The organism is Streptomyces sp. NBC_01275 (assembly GCF_026340655.1).
Classification (GTDB): Bacteria; Actinomycetota; Actinomycetes; order Streptomycetales; family Streptomycetaceae; genus Streptomyces.
This window is the reverse complement of record NZ_JAPEOZ010000001.1, coordinates 4,913,881-4,929,458: the sequence shown is the minus strand read 5'-3', so window position 1 is coordinate 4,929,458 and position 15,578 is coordinate 4,913,881. Positions and strand designations below refer to the sequence as shown.

Here is a 15,578-nt window from a genome sequence, read left to right as displayed (position 1 = left end):
CCTGCTACGACTACTCGGTGGACCTCCTCCGACCGCACCTCCGCCTCCTCGCCGAGGTCTTCGGCGTGACCGCCCCGGCCGTTTCCCTCTCGCTGGCCGGCGGTTACGCCCTCCAGGCCCACGGCCTGCTCCGACGCCCCCACGCGAACGTGGACCTGGCGACGGAGAGCGCCGAGCCGATGCGCACGATCGCCGGGACGCTGAGCGCGGGACTGACCTCCCGCGGCCGCGAGGTGAGCGTCCGGGACACGGACCCGCTGTCCGCGCATCTGACGGTCGAGGACCCCGAGACGCAGGTCGGGCTCCAGCTGGCCCTCCACAAGGAGACCCTCTGGAGCCCGCCCGCCCTCACGCCGTACGGCCCGGCCCTCTCCCTCCAGGACGCGGTGGGCACGAAGATCCGTGCCCTGTACGACCGGGGACTGGCCGTCGACCTGATCGACGCGAGGGCGGCGTCCGCCCGTTTCACCCACCCCGACCTGGAGGAACTCGCCCGCCGGCACGCCCGCGACGACTTCGACCTCCCGACCCTCCAGACCCGCCTCACCGGCACCGACCACTACCCGGACACGGCGTTCACGGCCTACGGCCTGGCGGCGGACGACATCACCGACCTGCGGGCCTGGGCCCAGTCCTGGTCGACGGACATCGCGGAACGACTGCTGGAGGAGGGGGCGTCACCGGACGAGTGAGACCGGTGAGGCGGGCGGGACACGTGAAGACGGGTGAGACGGCCGACGTCAGCCCTGCTACGAGGCCGCCGACTCGGACGCGGACGTCGTGGCGGACGCGCCCGGCTGGACCGCGTCGTCGGTGCCGTCATGGGTGGCGTCCGGGTCGACGCCCATGGTGATCGAACCCACCACGCCCTTGGCGATGTCCTTCTTGTTGTAGCGCAGCTTCAGCAGGCCGCCCGTCGTGCCGCTCTGGTCGTAGATCGTGTCCTCGGTGAGCGTCGTGCGCTCCGTGGTGCTGGTGGAGTACGGCGCCACCTCCGCCGAGGCGAGCACGGACTCCTCGTCGAAGAAGAACTGCCCGGTGTGGCAGGCGTGCCCGCCCTCGTAGCCGGCGTCGGTCCACTCGCCGTCCACGTGCACCTTGGTGTGGATGTGGACGGTGCGGCCGCGGTACCAGCCCGGGAAGATCGTCTTGAAAGTGACCCGGCCTTCCTTGTCCGTCTTCCAGGTGCCGCGCAGGTAGCGCTCGTCGTCGGTGGGCTCCTCGTGCCCGCCGCCACCGCCGCCGCCGGAGGGCGGCTCACCGGTCGGAGTGCCGGTCGGGACGTCGGTCGGGGTACCGGAGGGCGCGTCGGTCGGAGCGCCGCCCCCACCGCCGGTGGACAGGCTCTCGTAGCCGGAGTAGATGCCCAGCGCGTCGCAGTGCCAGACGTCGACGGCCGCGTTCCGGATGGGCTTGCAGGTCTCGGAGTCGATGACCTTCAGGCTGAGGGTGAGGGGGATGCCCTCCTTGTCCTCGGTGATGTCCCGGCGGAGCTTGTCGGCGTCGATGTAGTACGGGCCCTCCGTGGTCTCGGAGGTGAGCTTGTAGCAGACCTCGCCGGCACTGGCCGAGGCGGTGGCCTTCTTCCCCTTCGCCTCCCCGGCGAAGGCGCCCGCGGCCAACGACCCGCCGACCCCGACCGCAGCGACGGCGCCCGCACCGGCGACGACGACCTTACGGCGGGTCAGATCACGCTTGTGCTTGGGCCCTTGCTGGTCGTTCTCGGCGCTCGCGCTGTTCTCGGTGTTTCCTGTGCTTCCTGTGTTTCCCGTCATGAGCGTGAAGCTAGGAGCCCGGCCTGTCAGGGGCGTGGGAGAGACCTATGGAATTCCAAGGCAAGGTAAAAGAGGGGCCGGACAAGGGTCTTTTTCTGGCCTGATTCCAGTAAAGAGCATGGTGAGGCTCGCCTTACTTGTGCTCCACCAGGGTGCGGAGAAGCGCGGCGAGGGCGGCAGGGGCGGCGGGGGTGAGGAGGAGCATTCGAGCAGGGTCGTCGCTCTCGCGGAGGAGCAGCGAGGTCTGTCCGTCCCGCGACACCCCTGGGACGCGGAATCCGGCCGTGGCCTGACACTCGTCCGCACCTGCTCCGACGGCTGGGGCTGGGTCCAGCAACCGGATCACAAGAACCTCGTCGGCGCCGGCAAATACATCTGGTGCGACCTGACCAACGCCGTCGCCTGAACGTTCCTCCGCCCCAACAACGGACTGCAAAGACCTGATCAGGGCAGAGCGGGACGGCTTCCCCCGCCCTAGGCAGACGTAGCCGCGACCCCTGCTCCGACGGCGGAGCGCCTGGCGGCCTCGCTGCCGGACGTGGCCGGGACCGGGACCGGGCCGAGGCCAAGCGCTGTCCGGGCCTCGCGCAAGTGCTCCAGCCCCTCCTTCGCCACCCGCGTGACCTCCGCGTACTCCCCCGCCGTAGAAGCCGCGGCCAGCCGCACCCGCGCCGCGCGATGACATTCCGCCGCGTCGGTCAATGCTCGCCCCGCCGTCTCGTCCGCGTCCACCCACACCCGTACGTCCGGTGGGACCAGCCCCCCGCCCAGCCGTACGAGCCAGTGGTTCGCCTCCGCCTCCGCGTCCAGGTCGGACGGGCGGCGGCCGCGCTGGGCGCGACGTTGGGCCACGACCCCCACCACCGCGCCGACGATCAGCATCACCGACAGCATGATCATGAACCCCGTGCCCATGGCCGGCTTCCTCCCTTGCCCCTTGCCCCACCGACCTTCGCCGGCCTACGCCCCCATGAGACGCCAACCGACTGTGGGCACCCCTCGTGATTCCTGTGCGGCTCCGGTGAGGCGGCCAAGAGGGAGTGCCCCGCCCCGGACAGCGCCTTTCCGTCTCCTGCCCGCGCCCCTCCCCATCCCTCCGCGACCCCCGGCGGACGGCGCGCGCTACCGTGATCGGGTACGCGTGGTGACGTAACGCCAAACTCCCTGTGCGCATGGGATGTTGCCGGGTTGCCGCAGGACGCATTGGGGGGTGCGCCGGCCTTGCGGATCGGCATCATGGGAGGAACCTTCGATCCCATCCACCGCGCACATCTGCACAACGCCTCCAGGGCGGCGTCCGCGTGCGGCCTCGACCAGGTCGTCCTGGTTCCGACCGGCGAGCCCTGCCACAAGGATCCCCGTGCGGTGTCGCCTTCGGCGGACCGCTTCGCGATGGCGGCGATCGCCTGTCGGCCCCATCCGCTGCTCTCCGTCAGCCGCGTCGAACTCGACCGGCCGGGCCCCAGCCACACCGTGCCCACGCTCCAGGAGTTCCGCCGTCGACTGGGACCCGAGGCCGAGCTGTTCCTGATCGTCGGAACGGACACCGCCGAAGGAATGTCGCAGTGGCACCAGGCCGAGGCGATCCCCCGACTGGCCCGACTGGTGGTCTGCGGCCGGGCCGACCACGTACCGGACCCCGGCCGCCTGCCCCGGTCGGGGCTGTACGTCCCCGCGTCCCCGCGCCCGTGGCGGATCTCCTCCACCCAGATCAGGGCCCGCATACGCGACGGACGCCCCGTCCGTCACCTGTTGCCGGACGGCGTCGCCGCCTACATCGCCGAGCGCGGCCTCTACCTCGATCGCGCGGTGCACCAGGAGTCGTACTGAGTCACGTCGTACTGCGTCACAGGGAGGCGTCGTCCCGCAGGACTGTCGTGGCCGGCGACGGTCCCCTCCCGCCGCCGCGGTGGAAGCGGCGGGGGAGAGGACCTCGTCAAGCCGATCCGATGTCAGGAAGGCGGCGTCAAGGCGACGGCGTCAGGAGGCCGACGCGGAAGGGGACGCCGAGGCGCTCGGCTGCGGCGGGGCGTCCTGGCCGTCGTGCGTGGCGTCCGGGTCGACGCCGACCGTCAGCGACGCGCGCACCCCCCTCGCGATGTTCCGCTTGTCGTAGCGCAGCTTCAGCAGGCCGCCCGTCGTGCCGCTCTGGTCGTAGATCGTGTCCTCGGTCAGGGTCGTCCGCTCGGCGGTGTTGCTGACATACGGCTCCACCACCGCCGTGGCCAGGACCGACTCCTCGTCGAAGAAGAACTGCCCGGTGTGGCAGGTGTGCCCGCCCTCGTAGCCGGCGTCGGTCCACTCGCCGTCCACGTGCACCTTGGTGTGGATGTGGACGCAACGGCCCCGGTACCAGCCGGGGAAGACCGTCTTGAAAGTGACATGGCCGTGCCGGTCCGTACGCCAGGTGCCGCGCAGATAGCGGGTGTCGTCCGTCGGCTCCGCGTGGCCGCCTCCGCCACCGCCGGGAGGAGGGCCGGTCGGGGCGTCCGTCGGGGGCTCACCCGTGGGAGCGGGGCCGCCGCCTCCACCGCCGCTGCCCATGTCCTCGTACCCCGAGTACACCCCCACCGCGTCGCAGTGCCAGATGTCGACGGCCGCGTTCCGGATCGGCTTGCAGGTCTCGGAGTCGATCACCTTGAGGGCGAGGACCAGCGGAATGCCCTCGCGGTCCTCGGTCACGTCCCGGCGGATCTTGTCGGCGTCGATGTAGTAGGGGCCCTCGACGGCCTCCGAGGTCAGCCGGTAGCAGACGCCGTCCTCGGCCGGCGTGCCGGTCGACGTGCCGGCCGGCACGCCTCTGCCGCCCTTCTCCTCGCCTAAGGCGCCCGCTGCGAACGCGGTGCCGCCCAGGCCCGCTGCCGCGACGCCGGTCGCACCGACCGCGACGACCGTCCGGCGCGTCAATTCCCGTTCGCTGTGTGGTTTCTGAGTTCCCGTCATGAAGCCGGGACGCTAGGGAGGAAAGCTGTCAGGAGCATAAGGAAGGGCTGTCAGTTTCCGTGGAACACAAAAGTGGCCCGGAACCGTCGTCGGTTCCGAGCCACTCTCAGGTCTCAGGTCTCAGGTCTCAGATCGCCGGTCTCAGATCTCCGGTCTCAGATCTCCGGTCGGATCTACTTCGGCTGCGGCTTGCGCACCGTCAGGTGCAGCTCCCTCAGCCGGGCCTCCTCCAGCTCCGTCGGCGCGCCCATCATCAGGTCCTGGGCGTTGCCGTTGAGCGGGAAGGAGATCGTCTCGCGGATGTTGGGCTCGTCCGCGAGGAGCATGACGATGCGGTCGACGCCCGGCGCGATCCCGCCGTGCGGCGGAGCGCCGAAGCGGAAGGCGCGCAGCATGCCCGCGAACTTCTCCTCGACGGTGTCACGGTCGTAGCCCGCGATCTCGAAGGCCTTGAGCATGATCTCCGGCTCGTGGTTGCGGATCGCGCCGGAGGACAGCTCGACGCCGTTGCAGACGATGTCGTACTGCCAGCCCAGGATGTCCAGCGGGTCCTGGGTCTCCAGGGCCTCGAGGCCGCCCTGCGGCATGGAGAACGGGTTGTGCGAGAAGTCGATCGCGCCGGTCTCCTCGTCCTTCTCGTACATCGGGAAGTCGACGATCCAGCAGAAGCGGAAGACGCCCTCCTCGAAGTGGCCGGCGCGCTTGGCCGCCTCGACGCGGACCGCGCCCATGATCTTCGAGACCTCGTCGAACTCGCCCGCGCCGAAGAACACGGCGTGACCGGCGGCCAGCGACAGGCGCTTGGTCAGCTCGGCGACGTTCTCCTCGGTGAGGAACTTCGCGATCGGGCCGGTCAGCGAGCCGTCCTCGGCCACCCGCACCCAGGCCAGACCCTTCGCGCCCAGCGTCACCGCGAAGTCGCCGAGCTGGTCGAAGAACTTGCGGGGCTGCGCGGAGACGTCCGGCACCGGCAGGGCGCGTACGTGCTTGCCCGCGAAGGCCTTGAACTCCGAGCCTGCGAAGACGTCGGTGATGTCGAAGAGCTCCAGCTTCGCCCGCAGGTCCGGCTTGTCGGAGCCGTACTTCAGCATCGACTCGCGGAACGGGATGCGCGGGAAGGGGGAGGTGACGTGCCGCCCGCCGCCGAACTCCTCGAAGAGCTCGGTCATCAGCTTCTCGATCGGCTGGAAGACGTCCTCCTGCTCGACGAAGCTCATCTCGACGTCGAGCTGGTAGAACTCGCCCGGCGAGCGGTCCGCACGCGCGTCCTCGTCCCGGAAACAGGGCGCGATCTGGAAGTAGCGGTCGAAGCCCGAGATCATCAGCAGCTGCTTGAACTGCTGCGGGGCCTGCGGCAGCGCGTAGAACTTGCCCGGGTGCAGACGGGACGGTACGACGAAGTCGCGGGCGCCCTCGGGGGAGGTCGCGGACAGGATCGGCGTCGCCATCTCGTTGAAGCCCAGCGCCGTCATCTTGTGCCGCATCGCCGAGATGACCGACGTACGCAGCATGATGTTGCGGTGCATGCGCTCGCGGCGCAGGTCCAGGAAGCGGTACTCCAGGCGCCGCTCCTCGTTGACCCCGTCCTCGGTGTTGATGGTGAAGGGGAGCGGCTGGGCGGCGCCGAGCAGCTCGACCTCTCCGACCTCGACCTCGACCTCACCGGTCGGCAGGTCCGCGTTGACGTTGTCCGTACCTCGCGAGACGACCTTGCCGTCGACGCGGACCGTCGACTCCTTGGTCACCTTGTCGAGGGCCTCGTACGCGGGCGTGCCCGGACGGGCGACCAGCTGCGTGATGCCGTAGTGGTCGCGCAGATCGATGAACAGGATGCCGCCCAGGTCGCGCCGATTGTGCAGCCAGCCGCTCAGCCGGACGTCGGTGCCGACGTCAGAGGCGCGGAGCTCGCCGCAGGTGTGGGACCTGTACCGATGCATCGTCGTTCATCCAGTCTTCGCGGATCGGGGGCATGTTTCACGTGAAACAACGCATGAAACAACCCCCAGCGTACCGGGCAGTCACTGATCACCTCCCCTCAATACCGATCCGGCGATCAGTGGCACTTTCCGATCGCGTCTTCTTAAAGTGGGGCAATGCGCACTGGCGAGCCGCTGCCCGCCGTGGGGGAGGTCCTGGCCTCCCTCGCGACCGGCCTGTGGCACTGGAGTACGGCCACCGGGCTGGTCACGGTCGACGCCGAGGCGGCCCGGCTCCTCGGGCTGCCCGCAGACGGGACCGGCGACGGGACCACCGACGGGACCACCAGGGAGACCGTCCTCACGGAGGCCCAGACCCGCGCCCGGCTGCACCCGGTCGACTGGAACGAGATCACCGGAGTGGTCCAGCTCGCCGTCGCCGAGGGCACCCTCGCCGAGGTGCGCATCCGGATCATGGACGAGCGGGGGCGAGTCCTGCGCGTCGTCCGCAGCCGCTCCAAGCCGTCCTTCGACCCGGTCAAGAAGGCCTACGAGCTGATCGGCACCCTCCAGGAGGTCACCGAGCCCCGCCCGGGCACCCCCGCCGGACGCACCGCCGTCACCGGCGACTGGCGTCGCTCGCGGGAGGCGTTCCTGCTGGACGCGGGCCGGGCGCTGGCGGAGGCACGGTCCACGGAGGAGGTGCTGCGGGTCGCCGCGGGCCTGTCGATGCCGGGCTTCTCACCGGACGGACTGGCGGTCTTCGGCGTCACGGGCGACCGGCTGACGATCATCGGCCATCACGGACAGCAGCCCGGCGACGAGGACCCCTTCTCCCAGATGTCCCTCCAGACGGACTATCCGGCCGCCGAAGTCGTCCGCACCGGCCGGGCCGTCTACATCTCCTCCCCCGAGCAGTACCAGGCCCGCTACCCGCTCACCTGGCCGCTCGCCGCGCACTTCGGCCGCCACTCGTGGGCGTTCCTGCCGCTGACGGTCGCCGGCCGCACCATGGGCGCCTGGATGGCCGGCTTCGCCTACCCGGTCGCCTTCACCCCCGACGAACGCTCGGTCCTCACCACCGTGGCCCGCATGCTCGCCCAGGCCCTCGCCCGCGCCGGCGACGCCGAGACCCAGCGCGAGCTGACCGACGGCCTGCAACGCTCCATGCTCCCCACCCTCGGCCCCGAGATACCGGGCATGACCCTCGCCGCCCGCTACATCCCCACCGGCGGCGGCCTCCAGGTCGGCGGCGACTGGTACGACATGATCCCGCTCCCCAGCGGGGGGTTCGCGCTGGTCATCGGGGACGTCCAGGGCCATGACGTCCGGGCGGCCGGCCTCATGGGCCAGCTGCGCATAGCCCTGCGGGCGTACGCCTCCGAAGGGCACCGCCCCGACGCCGTCCTCTCCCGCGCCTCCGGCTTCTTCCACGGCATCAACCAGGCGCACGACGGCGAGGACGCCGACCTGCGCTTCGCGACCTGCCTCTATATAGAGGTCGACCCGGTGACCGGCGTCCTGGAGACCGCCCGGGCCGGCCACCTCGACCCGGCCGTCCGCATGGCCGACGGCACGGTCCTGGTCCGCGCCACGGCCGGCGGACTCCCGCTCGGCATCGACCCGGACGCCGACTACCCCACCACCCGGCTCGCCCTGGAACCCGGCGAGACGCTGCTGCTGTCCACCGACGGCCTGCTGGAGACCGGCGGCCACGACCTCGACACCGGCTGGCAGCGCGTCCGCAAGATCCTGGAGTCGCACGAGGGCGACCTGGAGGAACTCGCCGACGCCGTGGTCCAGGCCGTGCACGGCCCGTCCTCCCACCACACCATCGGCCCCCTCGCCGACCGCCGCGAGGACGACATCGCCGTCCTGCTGCTGAGCCGCCAGACGGCGTCGGCGACGGCGCCGGTCCGCACGCCCGTGCGACGCACGGTGCTGACGGTCGCGCAGGCCGAACCCGAACGCGTCGCCGTGTCCCGACAGCACCTGCGCGAGCTGCTGCACGACTGGCCCAGCGACGACCAGGTCGACTCCGCCGTCCTCCTCGTCTCCGAGATGCTGACCAACGTCCTCGTGCACACCGACGCCGACGCGCTCCTGGTCGCCGAGATCACCGGCGCCCCCGGCGAGCGACGCATCCGCATCGAGGTCACCGACGCCGGCGACGACCTCCCCCACAAGCGCCGCCCCGGCGAACTGGCCTCCTCCGGCCGCGGCCTGATCCTCATCGAACTCCTCGCGGACATCTGGGGCGTCGCACCAAGGGGCCAGGGCAAGAGCATCTGGTTCGAGATCTACGAGAGACCCTGAACGACAGGGCCGTACGGCTACGACACACGCGCGCGTGACTGCTACCCGCCCGTGTAGCGGTCCCGCAGCACTCCGAAGACCCCGAAGGCCGCCGCCGTCACCGGTACCGCGAGCAGCATCCCGAGGACCCCGGCCACGGACGCCCCGCCCGTGATGGCGAGCATGACGAGCGCCGGATGCATCTGCACGGTCCGGCTCTGGATCATCGGCTGGAGCACATGCCCCTCCAGCACCTGCACGGCGAGCACGACCCCGAGCGCCCACAGCGCGATCACGAACCCCCGGTCGGCGAGCGCGACGAGCACGGCGACCGCGCCGGAGAGAAAGGCCCCGAGGTAGGGGATATAGGCCCCGACGAAGACGAGGGCGCCCAGCCCGACGGCCCCCGGGACGCCGAGGACGAGCAGTCCTACGGTGATGCAGACGGCGTCGATCAGCGCGATGAGGGTGGTCCCTCGCATGAACCCCTCGACGGCCTCGAAGGCCCGCCGCGCCATCGCCTCCGCCGTGTCCGCGCTGCCGCCGGGGACGATCGCCCGCAGTGTGTCGACCGCCCGGTGCGAGTCGCGCAGGAAGAAGAAGACGAGCAGCAGCGCCAGTACGGCCATGGCGATGCTCTCGCCGACGATGCTGACCCCGCTGATGACGTTGGAGGCCGCCGTCCCCCCGAACTTGGTCAGCAGCTCCTTCGCGTTGGTCGCGAGATCGTCGAGCGAGGTCCCGGCCGCCCCGAAGTGATCGGCGACCCCCTGCGCCGCGTCCTTGAGCGAGGCGACGATCTCGTCCCCGGTGTCGATCAGCGCGGCGACGACGATGTACACCGCCCCGCCGACCACGGCCACGACGGCGACACAGGTCAACCCCGCCGCCAACGACCTCGGCACCCGCGCCCGCACCAGCCGCCGGTACAACGGCCCCAGCAACGCCGTCCCGAGCAACGCGAGCAGCACCGGCGTCACCGCCGTACGAAACTCCGCGCACAGCCGGATCCCCACGTACCCCACGCCCGAGACGAGCAGGACGACGGCGCACCAGGCGGCGAGACGGCGGACGGGCGCGGGGAGCAGCTGCACGGCTCCAGCGGATCACGGGCCGCTGCGCTTGTCCTGCGCGGACAGCCGACCGGGTGACGGACCGTCACCCCGTGCGCAGAATCGATGCATCAATCCCCTAACGGGTGAACGTCCGTACTACGGACATGAGTTGCTCCGGCATATGCCTACCGTCCGAGCAGGAGGTGACGCTCGATGTACGAGCAGAACAACACACCGCCGCCGGACCAGTCGGCGGCACAGCAGCAGGACGCGATCGACATCAGCGACTTCGTGTTCGCGGCCACGGGGGCGCGGGTGCGGAGGCTGACCATGCCGGACGGGATCCACTGGTTCCCGGCCGTGGACGTGTGCAAGAACCTGGGGTACACCCATGTCGGCTCCACTCTGCGGAACATCGCCGACACAGTGAACTTCGACAGTGTCGAGAGTGTGCTCCAGCGGCACACTCTCGACATTCCCGCAGGTCGAGAGTGGCGACGAGACATGAATCTCGTGAATCTCCAGGGCCTGATCCGGTTGGTCATCGCCTGCACGAAACCCGAGTCCCAGCCTTTCAAGACGTGGGTCTCCGAAGTCATCGCCACCATCCAGCGCGACGGTTCCTACTCTCTGGAACCGGCCCCCGTGCAGCCCGCCCCCACCGGCGGGACCGCGTATGTGATGCCCCACCAGGTCGCCGACGCCATCGTGCGACTGGAGGAGCGGAACATCCGGGCGGACGAGATGCTGGTGGCGTTCCAGGAGGAGCGCAATGATCTGCTGCGGCGCATCACTCACAGCCAGAGCCTGATGGCCGACGCCCTGCGGGACATCGCCGAGTCCCTCAGGCGTCCCGACCACACGTACAGGAGTTGACGCCTCAGCAGATCCTCGCCGGCTGGAGGGCGAAGAACCTCGTTGTCACGGAGGACGTCCACGCCGTCGCCGCGCTTCTGGCCCCGGCGTTGGCGCGCGGTGAGGCTCATTACCGCGTGGAGGAGATCGTCGCCCGTACGGGGTTGTCGCAGGACCGGGTGCACGACTGTCTGCGCATGCTGCTCAAGCGGGGATGCGTACGGCAGACCGGTTGCACTGCGGACGGAGCGCCGGTCTACGTGCTGCCGTAGTCGAACCCGCTGACGTAGACAGGCCCGAAGTCGCAAAACTAAGTTGCGGCTTCGGGCCCTCTCGTACCGTATCGGATCCCCGCTGATCCACATGGGTGAAATGAACGAAAGAGAAACCTTCCAGCTCCCGCCCGCCGCATACGCGCCCCGGCCGGAGGTTAGAGGTGCGGGTGATCCAACTCACCCACCCCCTCAGGAAACGAGAACTTTCGTGCGTCTCCGGCACTCGTTCGCCGCCGTCTGCGGTGCCCTTGCCCTCACCGCCGCTCTGGCCGCTCCCGCTCATGCCGCGACCGGCGACTTCGGCTACAAGTTCGTCGGGCTGAACGGGCAGCCTCAGTCGGCCACCCTGCACGACCCGGCCAGCGGCGAGTGCGTCACCCTCCCGGAGGTCGCCGACCCGGGCGCGTCCGAGCCCGCGTTCGCCCCGCACAACGACACCGACGAGACCGCGCTGGTGTTCACCGAGCCGGACTGCTCGGGCGACTCCTGGACGCTGCGCCCGCACGGGCGTCCCGCCACGGACCGGCTCACGCTGCGCTCGGTCGTCTTCCTTCGCTGACACCGACGCCGTCGCCGACGTAGGTACAAACACAGGGGAGCCCCGTCCTCAAGGACGGGGCTCCCCTGTGTCGCCCTACCTCACGCGTCCGGACCGCTCTCCGTCATCCCGTGGACCGCCGGAACCGTCCCCAGCCGGCCCTTCTGGAAGTCCTCGAAGGCCTGCATCAGCTCGTCCTTGGTGTTCATGACGAACGGGCCGTAGTGGGCCATGGGCTCACGGATCGGCTGTCCGCCCAGGAGGACGACCTCCATGTCCGGCGTGTTCGAGTCCTGCTGCTCGTCCGCGCGGACGGTCAGCGAGGAGCCCGCGCCGAAGACCGCCGTCTGGCCCAGCTTGATCGGCCGGCGCTCCGCGCCCACCGCGCCCTTGCCCGCGAGGACGTAGGCGAGGCCGTTGAAGTCCTCGCGCCAGGGCAGGGTGATCTCCGCGCCCGGCGCCAGCGTGGCGTGGATCATCGTGATCGGGGTGTGGGTGATGCCGGGGCCCGCGTGGCCGTCCAGCTCGCCGGCGATGACGCGCAGCAGCGCGCCGCCGTCGGGGGACGTCAGCAGCTGGACGTTGCCGCCCCTGATGTCCTGGTAGCGCGGGGCCATCATCTTGTCCTTGGCGGGGAGGTTCACCCACAGCTGGAGGCCGTGGAAGAGGCCGCCGGACATGACCAGGTGCTCCGGCGGGGCCTCGATGTGCAGCAGGCCGGAGCCGGCCGTCATCCACTGGGTGTCGCCGTTGGTGATGGTGCCGCCGCCGCCCTGGCTGTCCTGGTGGTCGAAGATCCCGTCGATGATGTAGGTGACGGTCTCGAAGCCGCGGTGCGGGTGCCAGGGGGTGCCCTTGGGCTCTCCCGGCGCGTAGTCCACCTCGCCCATCTGGTCCATCATGATGAACGGGTCGAGGTGACGGTAGTTGATCCCGGCGAACGCGCGGCGCACCGGGAAGCCCTCGCCCTCGTAACCGCTCGGCGCGGTGGTGACGGTGAGCACGGGACGTGCCACGGCGTCGGCCGACGCGGCCACGCGCGGCAGCGCCAGCGGGTTCTCGACGGTGACTGCAGGCATGTCGGTACCTCCTAGGGCGACGTACGTCCACTGTAGTTGAAGATTGAACTTCCTGCCACCCAGAACGACAGCGACCCGAAGGACATTCCCTCCGGGCCGCCGCAACTTCACTCAGTTGCCTCAGTGCCTCAGTTGCTGAAGTACAGGTACTTCCACGCGCCGTACGTCGTCGAGTTCACGCTGTCGCCGGACGAGCCGTTGACGTACACCGAGCGCATCCGGGCCTTGACGCCGGACTCGCCGGGCGCGCCCAGGGAGACGGCCGACTTGCCGTTCGAGCCGACGGGGAAGTACTCCGAGTCCGCCGAGTACCACGAACCCTGGTAGTAGACCTGGAGGTCGAAGCGCTGCTGGCGGCCCGGGTAGTAGGTCATGCTCGTGGTGAGCAGCGGGTCGGTGTTCTTGTGGAACCAGGAGTACGTCGTCGAGCCGATCTTCGCCGTCTTGTAGTGCTTGGAGACGGTGGTGGAGATCTTGACCCGGGCGTACGCCGTCGCCTTAACGGTCTTCGGCGCGTATCGGCCGTCGCCCGCGAAGACCGCGGTGACGGTCGTGTCGCGGGTCATGTCGACCCACGCGCCGATGTTGCCGCTGGAGTTGACCTTGCCGGTCTTGATCAGCTTCTTCGGCTTGTCGCCGCCGAAGGGGTCCGCCCAGATCTCGACCGTGCGGTTCTTGTACGTCGTGCCGAGGTGCGCCGTGAACTTGACGTCGGCGCCGTAGTTGTACAGCTTGCCGTTGTTGTTCAGGCTCAGCGTCGTGGCCGCGCGGGAGACCGCGACCTTGTCGGAGGCGGCGACCGCGGTGTGGGCCGCGTCGCCCGCGTAGGCGACCTTGTAGGTGACCGTGCCGCCGGCCGGCGGGGTGTCCGTGAAGGAGTAGGTGCCGTCCGCCTTCACCGTGACGGCCGCGAGCGCCTTGCCGCTCGGGCTCTCCACATCGGTGCGGGTGACCGCCAGCTTGACGCCGGCCGGCAGCGCCACCGTCGCCGAGATCTTTCCGGTGACGGTGAGCTTCTTGGCGCGCGGGGCGGACGTGGGGGCGTTCACCGTGAGGGTGGGGACGTTCTTCGTCGGGTCGGTGAACGTCTTCAGGGTGTAGCCGCTGCCCGCCGCCACCAGCGCGAAGATCCGGGAGGAGTCCGGGGCCCAGGTCAGGCCGGCCGTGTCGCCCGTGCCGGCGGTGTAGGTGCGCAGCGGCCTGACGGCGTTGGGCTCGAAGACCGCGATCTTGGTTCCGTCGACCTGGGCGACCAGTCCGTTCGGGGCGATGTCGGCGCTCTGTCCCCCGGGGTAGACGCCGACCTCCTTGAACCCGACGCCGGTCACGTATGCATCCCGCATCGTGCCGTTGACCAGCAGCTCCTGGGCGCCGGGCACGACGTCGACGTCGTGGATGCCGCTGTTGAGGCGGTAGTCGCCGTTGTAGAAGGCGAGCGTCTGTGCGGTGCCGCCGGAGACGTCGAGGACGGCCATGGAGTCCGAGGACAGTCCGGTCTCGCCGACGGCCAGCACACCGGGCGAGGACGGGTCGGCGTCGAGGAGACCCGGGTCGTTGATCGAGACGTCGCCGGGCAGCTGCCCGAGCGCCACCGGGTCGGTCCCGCTCGCGGGGTCCACCGCCGGGTCGACCGAGCCCAGGCTGCTGTCCCACTGGTCGCCGTAGGTGAACCAGACCTTGCCCGAGGTGAAGGCGAGGTGGCGCGGGCCCGTGCCGGTGGCGACGCTGTAGCGGGCCTTGACCTGGAGCGTGGCCGCGTCGAGGGCCACGATCTCGTGGGTGTCCTGCAGGGCCGCGTACAGGGTGGCGCCGTCGTCGGACACCGCCAGGTCGCTGACGTCGCCGAAGCCGACGTTCAGGCCGACGAGGGTGCCGTTGTAGTCGGAGGCCAGGATCCGCCCGTTGGCCCGGTCGCTGACGAAGACGCGCTGGAGGGCGGCGTCCGCGACGATGCCGCCGGGCGAGGAGACGGTGACGGAGGCGGCCGAGGCGGTGCCGGCCGCGGAGACGCTCAGCGCCGCCGAGCCGAAGAGGACCGCGAGCGCCGTCGCGGCCGAAGTGCTGCGCATGCGCACAGTGATGAACCCCCACGAAAGAACCCGGCGTCGCCGGGAGTCGAGAGCGCCGCGCGACGCCCGGGCGCGACCGCGAAAGAGCGGTTGCGCGCGGGGCGCGGCTACTTGAGGGCAGCCTATGGCATGCCTGTGACAATCGCGGAGAGGTTTTCTGCCGTCCGGGACCCGCTCAGGCCGGGCCAGGGCCCGGCCGGGTCCCCTCAGCCGCCGTACATCCGCCGCATCGCGAAGTCGACCATCTGTTCGACCGCCTTCGCATCGAAGACCATCCGGTGCTCGCCCTCCATGTCGAGGACGAAGCCGTAGCCGGTGGGCAGCAGGTCGATCATCTCGGCGCCGGTGATCACGAAGTACTTGGACTCCTTGCCCGCGTACCGGCGCAGCTCCTTGAGGGAGGTGAACATCGGGATGACCGGCTGCTGGGTGTTGTGCAGGGCCAGGAAGCCGGGGTTGTCGCCGCGCGGGCAGTACACCTTGGAGGTCGCGAAGACCTGCTGGAAGTCCTCGGCGGCCAACTGCCCGGTGGTGAAGGCGCGCACCGCGTCGGCGAGGGAGGGCGGGGACGGCTCGGGGTAGAGCGGCGGCTGCTGCTGCTGGCCGTAGCCGCCCATGCCGCCGCCCATGCCGCCGGGCATCTGCTGCTGCGGCGGCGCGTACTGCTGCTGCGCGGCGCCCCCGTCCATGGGCTGGCCGTAACCGTACATGCGCGCAAGCGTACCGAGTGGGGAGGCCGCCCGAGAGAGGTAGACCCTTCTCACACTTGGCCGAGTTG

At 70.1% G+C, this 15,578-nt stretch carries 15 protein-coding genes; 7 read left to right on the top strand and 8 right to left on the bottom strand.

Annotated features, from left to right (window positions below; translation table 11 throughout):
• Positions 1-17: 17 nt before the first annotated feature.
• Entirely contained in the window at positions 18-692 is a 675-nt protein-coding gene (locus tag OG562_RS21710) for a hypothetical protein (protein WP_266400266.1), read from the top strand.
• A gap of 57 nt (positions 693-749) precedes the next feature.
• Here OG562_RS21710 and OG562_RS21705 read toward each other — a convergent pair whose 3' ends face one another.
• A complete protein-coding gene (locus OG562_RS21705; protein WP_266400265.1) occupies positions 750-1,775 on the bottom strand; it encodes an intradiol ring-cleavage dioxygenase in 1,026 nt (341 codons plus the stop codon).
• Between the two features lie 118 nt (positions 1,776-1,893).
• On the opposite strand from OG562_RS21705, the gene OG562_RS21700 reads away from it, so the two are divergent.
• Positions 1,894-2,181, top strand: a complete 288-nt coding sequence (locus OG562_RS21700) for a hypothetical protein (protein WP_266400262.1) — start codon at positions 1,894-1,896, stop codon at positions 2,179-2,181.
• Between the two features lie 68 nt (positions 2,182-2,249).
• Here the strand turns inward: OG562_RS21700 and OG562_RS21695 are convergent, their stop codons facing one another.
• Complete coding sequence (locus OG562_RS21695) at positions 2,250-2,690, bottom strand: hypothetical protein (protein WP_266400260.1); 441 nt, start codon at positions 2,688-2,690, stop codon at positions 2,250-2,252.
• 273 nt (positions 2,691-2,963) lie between these two features.
• Between OG562_RS21695 and nadD the strand changes: the two genes are divergently transcribed.
• On the top strand, positions 2,964-3,605 hold the full coding sequence (gene nadD / locus OG562_RS21690) for a nicotinate-nucleotide adenylyltransferase (protein ID WP_323187542.1): 642 nt from the start codon (positions 2,964-2,966) through the stop codon (positions 3,603-3,605).
• A 150-nt stretch (positions 3,606-3,755) separates the two neighbouring features.
• Here nadD and OG562_RS21685 read toward each other — a convergent pair whose 3' ends face one another.
• Together OG562_RS21685 and aspS are read right to left on the bottom strand one after the other, a co-directional pair.
• Entirely contained in the window at positions 3,756-4,718 is a 963-nt protein-coding gene (locus OG562_RS21685) for an intradiol ring-cleavage dioxygenase (protein WP_266400255.1), read from the bottom strand.
• Positions 4,719-4,891: 173 nt separating this feature from the next.
• Positions 4,892-6,655 carry an aspartate--tRNA ligase gene (gene aspS / locus OG562_RS21680; RefSeq protein ID WP_266400253.1) on the bottom strand — a complete coding sequence of 588 codons (1,764 nt, stop codon included), beginning with the start codon at positions 6,653-6,655 and terminating at the stop codon, positions 4,892-4,894.
• A gap of 156 nt (positions 6,656-6,811) precedes the next feature.
• Between aspS and OG562_RS21675 the strand changes: the two genes are divergently transcribed.
• Positions 6,812-8,950 carry a SpoIIE family protein phosphatase gene (locus OG562_RS21675; protein ID WP_266400251.1) on the top strand — a complete coding sequence of 713 codons (2,139 nt, stop codon included), beginning with the start codon at positions 6,812-6,814 and terminating at the stop codon, positions 8,948-8,950.
• 41 nt (positions 8,951-8,991) lie between these two features.
• Here the strand turns inward: OG562_RS21675 and OG562_RS21670 are convergent, their stop codons facing one another.
• Positions 8,992-10,023 (bottom strand): AI-2E family transporter, encoded by a 1,032-nt coding sequence (locus OG562_RS21670; RefSeq protein ID WP_266400248.1) that lies wholly within the window; start codon positions 10,021-10,023, stop codon positions 8,992-8,994.
• A gap of 174 nt (positions 10,024-10,197) precedes the next feature.
• Here OG562_RS21670 and OG562_RS21665 point away from each other — a divergent pair, with 174 nt between their 5' ends.
• The 3 genes from OG562_RS21665 to OG562_RS21660 all read left to right on the top strand — a co-directional run bounded on the left by OG562_RS21665 (position 10,198) and on the right by OG562_RS21660 (position 11,673).
• Entirely contained in the window at positions 10,198-10,860 is a 663-nt protein-coding gene (locus OG562_RS21665; protein ID WP_323187541.1) for a Bro-N domain-containing protein, read from the top strand.
• Positions 10,857-11,111: a helix-turn-helix domain-containing protein gene (locus OG562_RS46035; RefSeq protein ID WP_323187540.1), complete on the top strand. Its 255-nt coding sequence runs from the start codon at positions 10,857-10,859 to the stop codon at positions 11,109-11,111. The genes OG562_RS21665 and OG562_RS46035 overlap by 4 nt, the downstream gene beginning before the upstream one ends.
• 211 nt (positions 11,112-11,322) lie before the next feature.
• A complete protein-coding gene (locus OG562_RS21660) occupies positions 11,323-11,673 on the top strand; it encodes a hypothetical protein (protein ID WP_266400245.1) in 351 nt (116 codons plus the stop codon).
• An 80-nt stretch (positions 11,674-11,753) separates the two neighbouring features.
• On the opposite strand, the gene OG562_RS21655 is transcribed toward OG562_RS21660, so the two are convergent.
• The 3 genes from OG562_RS21655 to OG562_RS21645 all read right to left on the bottom strand — a co-directional run bounded on the left by OG562_RS21655 (position 11,754) and on the right by OG562_RS21645 (position 15,510).
• Complete coding sequence (locus OG562_RS21655; RefSeq protein ID WP_266400242.1) at positions 11,754-12,731, bottom strand: pirin family protein; 978 nt, start codon at positions 12,729-12,731, stop codon at positions 11,754-11,756.
• Positions 12,732-12,859: 128 nt separating this feature from the next.
• Positions 12,860-14,800 carry a YncE family protein gene (locus OG562_RS21650; protein ID WP_266400240.1) on the bottom strand — a complete coding sequence of 647 codons (1,941 nt, stop codon included), beginning with the start codon at positions 14,798-14,800 and terminating at the stop codon, positions 12,860-12,862.
• Positions 14,801-15,006: 206 nt separating this feature from the next.
• Positions 15,007-15,510, bottom strand: a complete 504-nt coding sequence (locus OG562_RS21645; RefSeq protein ID WP_266400237.1) for an SseB family protein — start codon at positions 15,508-15,510, stop codon at positions 15,007-15,009.
• Positions 15,511-15,578: the final 68 nt, after the last annotated feature.